The sequence below is a fragment of the Aliiroseovarius sp. F47248L genome, from assembly GCF_023016085.1.
Taxonomy (GTDB): Bacteria; Pseudomonadota; Alphaproteobacteria; order Rhodobacterales; family Rhodobacteraceae; genus Aliiroseovarius.
Genome location: NZ_JALKBF010000001.1, coordinates 805692 through 818358, shown reverse-complemented (window position 1 = coordinate 818358; position 12667 = coordinate 805692). Strand labels below are relative to the sequence as shown.

Here is a 12667-nt window from a genome sequence, read left to right as displayed (position 1 = left end):
CTATACCTTGAGTGAGGGCGGATTTCCCGCCCCATCATCTTGCGATCTGGTTGCGCGGGGAACCGGAATCAATTATATCTTTAATCCCGTGGACAGCGGATTCGCCGGGGCCTTTTTCATGGCCGCATGCAGGGTTCGAAAGCCAATATTCAAAGGCGCGATAGCGCCGGTTTCACGGGGGCAGCCAAACGCATGGCACGTTACATTTTCATCACCGGCGGTGTGGTTTCTTCATTGGGCAAAGGTCTGACGGCCGCCGCTTTGGGCGCCCTGCTTCAGGCGCGTGGCTATTCAGTGCGGATGCGCAAGCTCGACCCCTATTTGAACGTCGATCCCGGCACGATGAGCCCGTTTGAACACGGCGAGGTGTTCGTCACCGACGATGGTGCCGAAACCGATCTGGACCTTGGCCATTACGAGCGTTTCACCGGCGTGGCCGCGCGCGCCACCGATTCCGTCAGCTCGGGCCGCATCTATACCAACGTGTTGGAGAAAGAGCGGCGCGGCGACTACCTTGGCAAGACAATTCAGGTCATTCCCCACGTCACTAACGAAATCAAGGACTTCATCGAGATCGGCGACGACGAGGTTGATTTCATGCTTTGCGAAATCGGCGGCACGGTCGGCGATATTGAAGCCCTGCCCTTTTTCGAGGCGATCCGCCAGTTCAGCCAGGAGCGCCCGCGCGGTCAGTGTATCTTCATGCATTTGACGCTGCTGCCTTTCCTTGCGGCCTCGGGCGAGTTGAAGACGAAACCCACCCAGCACTCGGTCAAGGAATTGCGCTCGATCGGCATTGCGCCGGACGTTCTGGTGTGCCGGGCGGAACACCCGATCCCCGACAAAGAACGCGACAAGATCGCCCTGTTCTGTAACGTCCGGACCGATGCGGTCATCCCTGCCTACGACCTGAAGTCGATCTATGAAGCGCCGATGGCCTTTCATAATGTCGGGCTGGATCAAGCGGTGCTGGATGCGTTCCAGATCGCGCCTGCTCCGAAGCCCGATCTGCGCCGTTGGGAAGATGTGGAAGACCGCATTCACAACGCCGAAGGCGAGGTCCGCGTGGCGGTGGTCGGCAAGTATATCCAGCTTGAGGATGCCTATAAGTCGATCAAAGAGGCACTAACCCATGGCGGCATGGCCAACCGTGTGCGCGTCAAGCTGGAATGGGTCGACGCCGAGTTGTTCGACAAGGAAGACCCCGCGCCCTATCTGGCCGGTTTCCACGCGATTCTGGTGCCCGGGGGCTTCGGCGAACGCGGCACCGAGGGCAAGATCAAGGCCGCTCAATTTGCCCGTGAGCGCAAGATTCCCTATTTGGGGATATGTCTGGGCATGCAGATGGCCGTGGTCGAAGCCGCACGCAACGTGGCCGGCATCAAAGATGCTGGGTCCGAGGAGTTTGACCATGAAGCGGGCGAAACCCGCTTCACTCCGGTTGTCTATCACCTGAAGGAGTGGGTGCAGGGCAACTACAGGGTCAAGCGCAAGGTCTCGGACGACAAGGGGGGCACGATGCGGTTGGGCGCTTACACCGCGACGTTGGCCGAAGGATCGAAAGTTGCCGAGATTTACGGTACGACCACGATCGAGGAACGTCACCGCCATCGCTATGAGGTCGACACCAAATACCGCGACCAGCTTGAGGCATGCGGTCTGCACTTCTCGGGCATGTCACCTGATGGGCGTCTGCCGGAAATCGTCGAATGGAAAGATCATCCGTGGTTCGTCGGTGTGCAGTTCCACCCGGAACTGAAGTCAAAGCCATTTGACCCAGCCCCTCTGTTCGCAGATTTCGTGCGCGCTGCAAAAGATATCGAACGGCTGGTCTGACCCGCGAATGGAACACCTTACGGCGGTTGACGCGCTTGTGACCCGAGGTGCGCAATCCGGGCTGGCAATTTGATTTGGGTATCTTAGGTTAGGCATATGATCCGATCCTTGTTGTCAAAACTCAGCCAACCAGATCCCAGCCCGCTTGGTGATGACGATGCGCGGCTGGCCATCGCTGCCCTTTTGGTAAGGTTGGCACGGTCGGACCACGCCTATGGCGCGACCGAGATCGCCGAAATCACCCGCATCCTGTCCCATCGCTATGGTTTGACACCTGACGCCGCCGCCACCTTGCGGCAGAACGCCGAGAAATTAGAAGCCGACGCCCCCGATACCGTTCGGTTCACCAACGCCGTGAAGGATGGGGTGCCGTTGGACGACAGGATCGCCGTGATCGAAGCGGCATGGTCCGTGGTGTTGGCCGACGGTGTGCGGACGATGGAAGAGGATGCGTTGATGCGGATGATCCCACGTTTTCTTGGCATCACCGATCTACAAAGCAACGAGGCACGCCTGCGCGCTTCGCGAGTGATCAACGGTGGCGCCGACTGATCCCGGAGGCTGAGGGTCATTTCGCGCGACTGGTGCGTCCGACACCCCATGCTCAGCCAGAGCGGCGGGTTCAACCGTAACGCGCACGACACAGATGCTCTTGCACGAATTGCCCTGCCCGACCGCCGATCCGCCCGGATTTACGCGACTTCCCCGCCTTTTCGCCGTTGCATTTCAGATAAATATGCGCCCTACTCCGGTGTCACACCACTTGTTCCACAATCAGGTTTTTTGCGTGCCACTAGACAAAGCGTCCCAAAACTCCGCCACAGCCACGCCTGTGATCGAAATTCGTGACCTTCACAAAAGTTACGGTGCGCTTGAAGTACTAAAAGGCGTCGATCTGGTGGCTGACCGGGGCCATGTCGTGTCGCTTATCGGGTCGTCAGGGTCGGGAAAATCCACACTCCTGCGCTGTGCAAACCTACTGGAAGACAGCCAGCAAGGTGACATTCTGTTTGAAGGCGAGCCAATTGCCTGGCGCGGCCATGCGCTGCACCGGCACCCGGCTGATCGCGCACAGGTCACGCGCATTCGTACCAACCTGTCAATGGTGTTTCAGCAGTTCAACCTGTGGTCCCATATGACCATCCTGCAAAACGTAATGGAAGCACCCGTTACCGTGTTGGGCCGCGACAAGGCAGAAGTTGAAAAAAAAGCCCGCGCCTATCTGGCCAAGGTCGGGATCGGCGACAAATGCGATGTCTGGCCTGCGCAACTGTCGGGCGGCCAGCAGCAACGCGCCGCCATCGCACGCGCGCTGTGCATGGAGCCCAAGGCACTGTTGTTCGACGAACCGACCTCGGCGCTGGATCCTGAACTGGAACAAGAAGTAGTCAAGGTCATCAAAGATCTGGCCGCCGAAGGGCGCACGATGGTGATTGTCACCCATGATATGCGGTTGGCCGCTGATGTGTCAGACCACGTTATTTTTCTGCATCAGGGTCTGATTGAAGAAGAAGGCCCGCCGGATGCGCTTTTTGGATCGCCAAAAAGCGAGCGGCTCAAACAGTTTCTATCAGCCACTCAACCCGGCTGATCTGAAAACCCAAGAAAACCAAAACTTAAAGGGAGTTAACTGATGAAAAAGCTGATCCTTTCGACCGCGGCACTCGCGATCTCGGCAGGTTTCGCGATGGCCCAGGATACCAAGACCGTGCGTCTTGGCACCGAAGGTGCTTATGCCCCGTGGAACTTCGTCAACGATTCAGGCGAGATCGACGGCTTCGAGCGCGAATTGGGCGACGAGCTGTGTAAACGCGCCGAACTGACCTGTGAATGGGTCAAAAACGAGTGGGATACGATCATTCCGAACCTCGTCTCGGGGAACTATGACGCGATCATCGCGGGCATGTCGATCACCGACGAACGGGACGAGGTCATCGACTTCACCCAGCCCTACACCCCGCCAGACCCTTCCGCCTATCTTGCCATGTCGGCGGATGTGGACCTTGAAGGAGGCGTGATTGCTGCACAGGCGACCACCATTCAAGCCGCGTTCGTTGCCGAACAGGGCTGGACCGTGGTCGAGTTTCCGACCCCCGAAGAAACCATTGCTGCTGTAAAGAGCGGTGAAGCGGATGCGGTTCTGGCAGATAAAAGCTACCTTGACACTATGGTTGGGTCCGATGGTCTGGTGATGCTGGAGCGGATGGAAGCCATTGGCGGCGGTGTCGGCATGGGTTTCCGCGAAAGCGATACCGAAATGCGCGACACGTTCGACGCGGCAATCCAGTCCATGAAAGACGACGGAACGCTGAACGAGATGATTGCCAAGTGGGAAGTTTCCTCACAGTGGTAATCTGAATCTATGGCCCACGCGCGGCTATTGCGTGGGCCATTCTTTTGCCTGTGTGGTTCGGTCAGACCGGCCATCCGAGCAACCCCAATCGGTAATCGCGATGTTTTTCTACTGCACCGACCCGTCAACGCTTGAGGGCTTGACATGGCTTAGCTGCTACCTGACCACGGGCAAGCATATGGGCTTCTACATGTCTTTCGTGACGGTGATCGTGTTGCTGCTGATCACCGCCCCCGTGGCGTTGTTGTTCGGCTTTGCAGGCGCATCTGCCGCACGGTCGCGGTTCCTGCCGCTCAGCCTGTTGGGCAAGACATACACGGCGATTGTGCGCGGCGTGCCCGATATCGCCTTTTTCATGTTTTTCGTCATCGCGCTGGATCAGGCATTTGAATATTTGCGCCACAAGGTGAAATGCCCCGACTGGTTGGAGCCAATCCGTCAGGGCAGCGACTTTGTGGTCTGCACGCAGGCCAAACTGCCCCTGTCGACCAGCCCGCAATGGGTACACGAGGTCTATGGCTTTTCGCTGGCTGTGCTGACCTTCGCCATCGTCTTTGGCGCCTTCGCGTCCAATGTGCTTTACGGCGCGATGCGCGCTGTGCCCCGCGCACAGCTTGAAACCGCAGAGGCTTACGGCATGACATCGCGCCAGACCTTCTGGCGCATCCTTGTGCCACAAATGTGGATTTATGCCCTGCCCGGCCTGTCGAACTTGTGGATGATCCTTGTCAAAGCCACCCCACTTTTGTTCCTTTTGGGCGTCGAGGATATCGTCTATTGGGCAAAAGAGCTTGGCGGTACCAAAACCGCCCGCTTTTCCGACTATCCACACGGCAATTGGCACGCGATTTATTTCTTCGGGCTTCTGGTCTTTTACCTGATGCTGACATCGATCAGCGAGCGGGTCTTCAAACGCATCACCCGGCGGCTGTCGCATGGACAGGCTACCGCGGCCGGTGAAGCGCAGAGAAAGGCCGCACAATGAGTTGCCTTCAAACCATTCAGGACTATGCCCTGCGTTCAGTAGGCATCGGTGAACGGCTGCTGCCGCGCGAAGACTTCACGCTGTGCGAACAGGTAACGCTGATCGGATCTGGCATGATTTGGAACATCTATTTCGGTCTGATTGCCATCGCGCTTGGGTTCTTCGCCGCCACCGGTATGGCGCTGGCCAAAAACAGCTCCAATCCGTGGCTCCGCAAACCGGCCGAGTTCTTCATCTATGTGTTTCGCGGCTCGCCCCTGTTTATTCAGATGTTTTTTGCCTATGCAGTCTTCGTCGTGTTGAAGCAAAGCGTGCCGTTCTTTGCGCCCTTCACTTCGGCTTGGTTGGGGGCGACGCTGGTTCTGTTTCTGAACACCACTGCTTACACCGCCGAGATTTTCTATGGCGCGCTGCAATCCATCCCCAAGGGCGATCTAGAGGCTGCAGACGCCTATGGCATCACCGGACGCACGCGGTTCACCCGGATCGTCTGGCCGTCGATGCTGCGTCTTGCCTGGCCCGCCTATACGAACGAAGCTATCTTCCTGTTTCACGCCACCGCGCTGGTCTTTTTCTCGGGCTTTCCCGTGTGGGGTCAACGCGGCGATGCGCTCTATTATGCCAGCTATTTTGCCGACAAAACATTCAATCCATTCGTGCCCTACCCCATTCTGGCCGGTTTCTTCATTATCCTGACACTGGTGGTGATCACGATATTCGGTCAGGTTGGAAAACGTTTGAACCGGCATCTGCCACAAGCAGTCATCCGTCGTCCCGGCTTTATGCGCACCATAATGCGATAACCGCAGTCCCGCGACAGGCATCACATTTGTTCTCCGGATTTCCCCCCTTGCCCCGGCTCTGACGCTCGGATAGTGTCCTGAATATAATTTGATCAAATTTGGTGATTCATGCGGATCGGTATCCTTCAAACCGGCCACTCCCCTGATGAAGTGCGTGACGATCTGGGCGATTACGGCCAGATGTTCATCCGACTTCTGGATGGGCATGGCTATGACTTCACAATCTACAGCGTGGTGGACAACGAGTTTCCTGGTGGTCCAAAGGCTGCCGATGGGTGGCTGATCACCGGGTCAAAACACGGTGCCTATGAATATCACGACTGGATCGCGCCGCTGGAAGACCTGATCCGCGACATACGTGACGCCGAATTACCGCTTGTCGGCGTGTGCTTTGGACACCAGATCATCGCCCAAGCCTTGGGCGGCCGGGTTGAGAAATTCGACGGCGGTTGGGCAGTGGGGCGTCAGGTCTATGACATCGACGGCGAAAAAATCGCTCTGAATGCCTGGCATCAGGATCAGGTGGTCGAACTGCCCGAAGGGGCGCGGGTCTTTGCCTCGAACGATTTCTGCGAGAATGCCGGACTGATGATCGGCGACAAGATTATGACGATCCAGCCTCATCCCGAATTTACCGCCAAGATGATCGACGCTTTGATCAAATACAGGGGACGCGGCAACATTTCGGACGATATTCTGTCTCATGCCGAAGACGGGCTGACACAGGTGATAGACGCCGACAAATTTGCCGATCAGATGGCAGCTATTCTGAACAAAGGAGACAGGTAATGGGCACCGCGAACGCAGATACCAATGCCTGGATGGAAAAACTGCCCGAAGCCGCTCAGGCGTATCTGGATGGCAAACGTTTGGACGAAGTCGAATGTATTGTCTCAGACCTGCCCGGCATCGCGCGCGGCAAGGCCGTACCAGCAGGTAAGTTTGCGCGGCAGGACTACTTCCATCTGCCTGACAGCGTATTTTATCAAACGATCACAGGGGATTGGGGCGAAGCCGCAGGCGACGAAGGGTTTATCGAGCGCGATATGACACTGGTGCCCGATATGTCCACCGCCACCGCCGCGCCGTGGACCGGCGACTGGACGTTGCAGGTGATCCACGATGCGTTTGATCGAAAAAATAACCCCATCCCGTTCAGCCCGCGCAACGTGCTGCGCCGCGTAGTCGATTTGTATCACGCCCAAGGGTGGGAGCCGATCGTCGCCCCCGAAATGGAGTTTTATTTGGTCGCGCGCAATATCGACCCGGCCGAAAAAATCAAACCGATGATGGGTAGGTCCGGGCGTCCGGCAGCCGCTCGTCAGGCGTATTCAATGACAGCTGTCGATGAGTTCGGCCCGGTGATTGACGACATCTATGATTTCGCCGAAGCGCAAGGGTTCGAGATTGACGGCATCACGCAGGAAGGTGGCGCGGGTCAGCTTGAGATCAACCTGATCCACGGCGACCCGATCAAATTGGCGGACGAGGTGTTTTACTTCAAACGTCTGATCCGCGAGGCCGCGCTGCGTCACGATTGCTTTGCGACGTTTATGGCCAAACCGATTGCCGAAGAACCCGGCTCGGCGATGCACATCCACCACTCGGTGCTGGATCGCCAAACCGGCGAGAATATCTTTGCCGGACCGCAAGGCGGCGACACGGATGCGTTCTTCCACTTCATCGCCGGGATGCAAAACCACCTGCCCAGCGCGGTGGCGGTGCTGGCGCCCTATGTCAACAGCTATCGTCGCTATGTGAAAGACAACGCCGCGCCGATCAACCTGGAATGGGGTCGTGACAATCGCACGACGGGTATCCGTGTGCCACTGTCATCACCCAAGGCGCGGCGGGTCGAAAACCGCATCGCAGGGATGGACTGCAACCCCTATCTGGGCATCGCGGCCAGCTTGGCAGCAGGTTATCTTGGCCTGATGGAAGAAAAGCGACCGACCGCGCAGTATCGTGGCGACGCCTATGAAGGGGAGGAGGATATCCCTCGCGATCTGGGTTATGCGCTGGAGCTGTTCGACGAAGCCACAAGCCTGCACGAGGTTCTGGGGCCAGAATTCGCACGTGTCTATTCGATCGTGAAGAAGACTGAATACAACGAGTTTCTTCAAGTCATCAGCCCGTGGGAACGCGAACATCTTCTGCTGAACGTATAAGACAAGGCAGGGCGCATCAGGAAACTGGGCGTCCTACCCGTTTTCGCGGTTGGGCAACCATCGGCGGGTCCGTGTTCAGACCACATCGACCGACACATTTTTCTGGTTATTCGGGGTCGATTCATCTACGGATTATCCGAAGAAGAGTTTCGGCAAATCGAAATAGACCCGATTCTCGTCCACACGAGCAGGAGCCGACTTTGACCCTTGCCCCCAACGTCTATGACGCTGAACCCATCCCTGAAGCCGCCCGCGCCGAGATTGATCGGCTTTTGCAATCTGGGGATTTGTTTCGATACACTGCGCCCGAAGATGCCCCGGTCAGCCTGCTAGAGGCCGAATTTGCCGAGATGATGGGCGCAAAATACGCGCTGGCCGTTGCCAGTTGTTCGGCTGCGCTGTTTTTGTCGCTAAAAGCGCTGGACCTGCCGCGCGATGCCAAGGTTCTGATCCCGGCCTTTACGTTTGCCGCGGTGCCAAGCTCGGTCGTCCATGCCGATTGCCAGCCTGTGCTGATCGACGTGAAAGACAATTATCGCATCGACTTGGATGATTTTGCAACCAAGCTGGCCGATGACGCCAAGGCGGTGATCATCAGCCACATGCGTGGGCACACGTCCGACATGGATGCCATCATGGCCCTTTGTGACGAGGCCGGTATTACGGTGATCGAAGACGCTGCCCATTCGCTGGGCACTCTGTGGCACGGGCGCAAGATCGGAACAATTGGCAAGATCGGCTGTTTCTCGTTCCAGTCTTACAAGATGCTGAACGCGGGCGAAGGAGGGATTCTGATCACCGATGATGCCGACCTGATCGCCCGCGCGGTCATCATGTCGGGCGCCTATGAGCACAACTGGAAGAAGCACAAAGGCCCGCGCGGGGACAACACCTCGGCGCTGGAAGAAGCCTTCGCACGCTGGCAAAACCAACTGCCTCTCTACAACACGCGGCTGTCAAATTTGTCGGCAGCGGTCATTCGGCCTCAGCTGGGCGAATTGCAGCGTCGCGTGACTGACGGGTTGCGAAACCACGACTATGTCGCTGACAAGCTGAACCAAAGCCCGTGGATTGACGTGCCGCCACCATTGCCCCCAGAGACACGCGCGCCCGATTCCATCCAGTTTAATCTTGTGGGTATGAGCGATGAGGACACCGTGGCCTTCCAAACGGCTGCAAAACAGCGGGGCGTTTCGGTTCAGGTTTTTGGCATGAGCACAGACAACGCCCGCGCCTTCTGGAACTGGCAGTTCATCGGCGATAAAGGCGCGCTGCCGCAGACACGCGACATGCTGATGCGCGCCTGTGACACTCGGCTTCCGGTGCGTCTGAAACGGCCCGATCTGGATTTCATTGCGGATGCGCTGATCGCGGCGGCCGTAGACGTCAAAGCGCCTTCGGCCGGAACCAACGCAGCCTGAGCCAACAGGTATCAGAGCACGACCAGCTTGTCGCGCAACCAGGGATAGGACTGCGCAGCCGGATCAACGATCAGGTCTGACAGAATCGTCCGGGCACGGGCCGCCATATCGTGCGGCAAGTTGCCCAGCACGCCCTCGCGCGCGGTTAAGTTGATCCGGCGGGTCATGGGCGCAAAGGGTAGTTCGATCAGCTCGGTCTGTGCCCGAAACCGTTGGGCGTGAAAGAATCCCAGCGGCGTAATGATGGTCCAACCCGCACCGGCCGCCACCATCGCCATGATCGCGTGATAGCTGTCCAGTTCGAACCGGTTGTTCAGATGGATGTTCTGCCGCGCCAGATGATCCGAAATCACCCGCCCCATGTGATGCCGCGCCGTATACTGCACCAACGGTAGATTGCGCAGGGTGGTCGTCGGATCAGCATGGTCGATCACCCCTCTCGGCACGGCAGCAACGAAGGGTTCCTCCATCAGCGCGTGCACCTCCATCCAGTCTGCCGACGCCCCTGTATCCGCTGCAATAATCACATCCAGCGCGCGGGCATCCAGCTGGTCATGCAGCCGGTGGGACGCGCCGGTTTCCAGAAGAAAACGAGTGGACTGCATGTCGCCCGCAAGCTCAGACAACAGACGTGGGGTCACATCGGCGTCGAAATCTTCGATCATCCCCAGGCGCAGGCGCGACAGTTGCGACATCGCCCCCAGCGCCAGTTCGGCACGAGCCTGTTCGGCCTCGTTCAGGATGGCCTGTGCACGTTTCAGAAACAGCGCCCCTGCAGGGGTCAGGTTCATCGGGCGGGCAGAACGATCCAGCAGCGTCGTGCCCAGCGCGGATTCCAGATTGGTCAATTGCTGGCTGACCGATGACGGGCTGGCCCCCAGTCTGCGGGCTGCGACCGAGATCGAGCGTTCGTCGGCAGCTGCGACAAAGACTTCGACCCCCCAAAGGGTGATGCGCCCGGCTGTTTCGACCATTCCCTACTCCTTTGCGGGAAAGCTAGGGGCTTTGGGCGTGGCGGGCAACAGGGTACGTGTCAGCGCGTCCACAACCGGTCGCCGGATCGTGCACGGGCAGTTTCTATACGAATTCCCTTGGCATCGGGCCACAGAGCGACCGCGCCCATCTCGGTCAAAGTTGCACGGTCCAGCACAACGCATCCCGGCGGGGCGGGTTTGGTCAATTTGCCGGACAGCACCACCAGATCGGCATCAGCGCATGACTCAGCCACCCGATCCCCGGCGCCGCGCCCCGTCAGGTGGATCAAGGTCACGCCCGCCACATCGGCGCGCAATCGCCCTTTGATGCCAGTGAACCCTTGCCGTGCGAAAGCCGTTTCCTGATCTGCAGGGTCGCCGTCATTCTCAAGCCAGGACAGCGCGGCAAAGCTTTCGCCGCGCGGCTTTGACAAGGCACGACCCTGATCGGTCATCACACCGACCAAACCGCCGGTCGCGCTGATCAAAACCGGCGGGCGTGTGGTCTGTATCCAGATCAATCCGGCCCCAACAAACGGCACCAGCGCCACCCAACGTGCGCGTGCCTTCAACAAGGCGGCACATATTCCTCCGACTGCCACCAGTGGCAGAACCGCGTCAGGGGGCGCAGGCACCTGTCCCGTCGCGCCGTCCAGAGACGAAACGAAACGCGCCACACCGATAATCCAATCAATCGCTGGACCCATCAGCTTCAGCGGAGCCCATCCCAACCCTATAGGGGACAGCAGCGCCGCCAGCACCGCCAGCGGCATGATCAGCGCCCCCATGATTGGAACGGACAGAAGATTGGCCAACAGTCCAAAATGGCTAATCTGATTGAAGTGAGCCGCACCGAAGGGTGCAGTCGCCAATCCGGCAACCAAAGATGAAATCACCACGGCCAGCATGGGGCGCGACCACTTAGGTGCACGCCAAACCCGGTCATCCCGTGTTCGGTCCCGAAGCCAGCCGAACACCGCCACCAATGCGGTTGTCGCGGCAAAAGACATCTGGAAACCGGGCTCGACCTGCGCTTCGGGATGCAGGGTCATAACGATGATCGCCGCCATCGCAACCGCGCGCAGAGACAGTGCGCGGCGGTCAAACAGAATTGCAACGAACATGGTCGCGACCATGATAAATGCTCGTTCGGTCGCGATATTGCCTCCTGACAAAGCCAAATAAAATCCGCCCGACAAGATCGCCACGCAAGCTGCCAGTTTCTTGATGGGGAACCGAAGGGCGACGCTCCTCCACAAGCTGAACAGCATCCGGGTGGCTTGAAAGATAAACCCGGTCAGCAGGCCCATATGCAAGCCCGAAATTGCCAGCAGGTGGGCTAGGTTAGAGGCACGCAATGCCTCGATCGTTGATCGGCTCATGGTAGACCGATCGCCTGTCGTGATCGCGGCAGCAAACGCACCGGATTCGCCCGGTAACACGCCCCGCACCCAACCAGAAATCGCCTGACGCAGGCGCGACACAGCCAATGCGATGCCGGGTTCGGGCGGCGCCAGCAACAAGGCCGGGACGCGAGTGTATCCCACAGCCCCGATGCCACGAAACCATGCCATACGTTGAAAATCGAAGCCTCCGGGTTCAACAGGCCCATTCGGGCCGGAAAGATGGGCTGTCACCGCAATGCGCTGACCGATGGCTGGAGTTAGATACCGCTGATCGCCATGCAGCGACACACGTACGATAGTTGCACGATTTCGTGGCCCAACATCATCCAATCGCACCTGATCCAGCGTCAGGCGCACTGCGTCCGACTGCGACCGGTCTATAGTCACGATCCGCCCTTCGACCGGGCCGTAATAGCGAAATCCCATCACCGGTTCGGCCACCAAGTGCGCCCGCGCTCCGGCCATGCACACCCCCAATGCGACCAAGCCAACTGCGATGGCAAGCGGTCCAATCCCCCAAGGCCAAAGGCGCGCAGTAACGGCGCAGATTACGATCAACACGGCTAGGCCCGCATAGACCACTAGCGTTGGTTCGCGCACAAGCCCGAAGTAGATGCCAATGCCCGTTCCCAGAAACAACGGCGCCCAATGCAGAAGTCGCCCCCGCTCTTCCTCGATCCGGATCAGGAACTTGTGGACCAGCACCCTTGTTCACGGCCTC

11 protein-coding genes are annotated in these 12667 nt (G+C 58.5%); 9 read left to right on the top strand and 2 right to left on the bottom strand.

Going from position 1 to position 12667, the window contains the following annotated elements:
* Nucleotides 1-192 precede the first annotated feature (192 nt).
* The 9 genes from MWU51_RS04100 (at nt 193) to MWU51_RS04060 (ending at nt 9566) form a co-directional block, all read left to right on the top strand.
* Nucleotides 193-1836, top strand: coding sequence for a CTP synthase (locus MWU51_RS04100; protein WP_247034953.1), 1644 nt, complete (start codon nt 193-195; stop codon nt 1834-1836).
* 96 nt (nt 1837-1932) lie between these two features.
* Nucleotides 1933-2388, top strand: coding sequence for a TerB family tellurite resistance protein (locus MWU51_RS04095; RefSeq protein ID WP_247034952.1), 456 nt, complete (start codon nt 1933-1935; stop codon nt 2386-2388).
* Between the two features lie 235 nt (nt 2389-2623).
* Complete coding sequence (locus MWU51_RS04090) at nt 2624-3427, top strand: amino acid ABC transporter ATP-binding protein (protein WP_348646714.1); 804 nt, start codon at nt 2624-2626, stop codon at nt 3425-3427.
* A 42-nt stretch (nt 3428-3469) separates the two neighbouring features.
* On the top strand, nt 3470-4189 hold the full coding sequence (locus MWU51_RS04085) for a transporter substrate-binding domain-containing protein (RefSeq protein ID WP_247034951.1): 720 nt from the start codon (nt 3470-3472) through the stop codon (nt 4187-4189).
* A 100-nt stretch (nt 4190-4289) separates the two neighbouring features.
* Nucleotides 4290-5174, top strand: coding sequence for an ABC transporter permease subunit (locus tag MWU51_RS04080; RefSeq protein WP_247034950.1), 885 nt, complete (start codon nt 4290-4292; stop codon nt 5172-5174).
* Nucleotides 5171-5977 (top strand): ABC transporter permease subunit, encoded by an 807-nt coding sequence (locus MWU51_RS04075; RefSeq protein ID WP_247034949.1) that lies wholly within the window; start codon nt 5171-5173, stop codon nt 5975-5977. Before MWU51_RS04080 ends, MWU51_RS04075 begins: the two co-directional genes overlap by 4 nt.
* A 108-nt stretch (nt 5978-6085) precedes the next feature.
* Nucleotides 6086-6766, top strand: a complete 681-nt coding sequence (locus MWU51_RS04070; RefSeq protein WP_247034947.1) for a type 1 glutamine amidotransferase — start codon at nt 6086-6088, stop codon at nt 6764-6766.
* Nucleotides 6766-8145, top strand: a complete 1380-nt coding sequence (locus tag MWU51_RS04065) for a glutamine synthetase family protein (protein ID WP_247034945.1) — start codon at nt 6766-6768, stop codon at nt 8143-8145. Before MWU51_RS04070 ends, MWU51_RS04065 begins: the two co-directional genes overlap by 1 nt.
* Nucleotides 8146-8345: 200 nt before the next feature.
* Nucleotides 8346-9566 (top strand): aminotransferase class I/II-fold pyridoxal phosphate-dependent enzyme, encoded by a 1221-nt coding sequence (locus MWU51_RS04060; protein ID WP_247034944.1) that lies wholly within the window; start codon nt 8346-8348, stop codon nt 9564-9566.
* 11 nt (nt 9567-9577) lie between these two features.
* On the opposite strand, the gene MWU51_RS04055 is transcribed toward MWU51_RS04060, so the two are convergent.
* The gene (locus tag MWU51_RS04055) at nt 9578-10540 is read right to left on the bottom strand and encodes a LysR family transcriptional regulator (protein WP_247034943.1); all 963 of its coding nucleotides are present in this window, start codon (nt 10538-10540) and stop codon (nt 9578-9580) included.
* Between the two features lie 59 nt (nt 10541-10599).
* Nucleotides 10600-12651 carry a ComEC/Rec2 family competence protein gene (locus MWU51_RS04050; RefSeq protein ID WP_247034942.1) on the bottom strand — a complete coding sequence of 684 codons (2052 nt, stop codon included), beginning with the start codon at nt 12649-12651 and terminating at the stop codon, nt 10600-10602.
* Nucleotides 12652-12667: the final 16 nt, after the last annotated feature.

Excerpts from the sequence above, each read along its gene's own strand:
- MWU51_RS04065 (WP_247034945.1), top strand. The coding sequence starts at position 6,766 with ATGGGCACCGCGAACGCAGATACCAATGCCTGGATGGAAAAACTGCCC.
- MWU51_RS04070 (WP_247034947.1), top strand. The coding sequence starts at position 6,086 with ATGCGGATCGGTATCCTTCAAACCGGCCACTCCCCTGATGAAGTGCGT.
- MWU51_RS04055 (WP_247034943.1), bottom strand. The coding sequence starts at position 10,540 with ATGGTCGAAACAGCCGGGCGCATCACCCTTTGGGGGGTCGAAGTCTTT.
- MWU51_RS04095 (WP_247034952.1), top strand. The coding sequence starts at position 1,933 with ATGATCCGATCCTTGTTGTCAAAACTCAGCCAACCAGATCCCAGCCCG.
- MWU51_RS04080 (WP_247034950.1), top strand. The coding sequence starts at position 4,290 with ATGTTTTTCTACTGCACCGACCCGTCAACGCTTGAGGGCTTGACATGG.
- MWU51_RS04100 (WP_247034953.1), top strand. The coding sequence starts at position 193 with ATGGCACGTTACATTTTCATCACCGGCGGTGTGGTTTCTTCATTGGGC.
- MWU51_RS04085 (WP_247034951.1), top strand. The coding sequence starts at position 3,470 with ATGAAAAAGCTGATCCTTTCGACCGCGGCACTCGCGATCTCGGCAGGT.
- MWU51_RS04075 (WP_247034949.1), top strand. The coding sequence starts at position 5,171 with ATGAGTTGCCTTCAAACCATTCAGGACTATGCCCTGCGTTCAGTAGGC.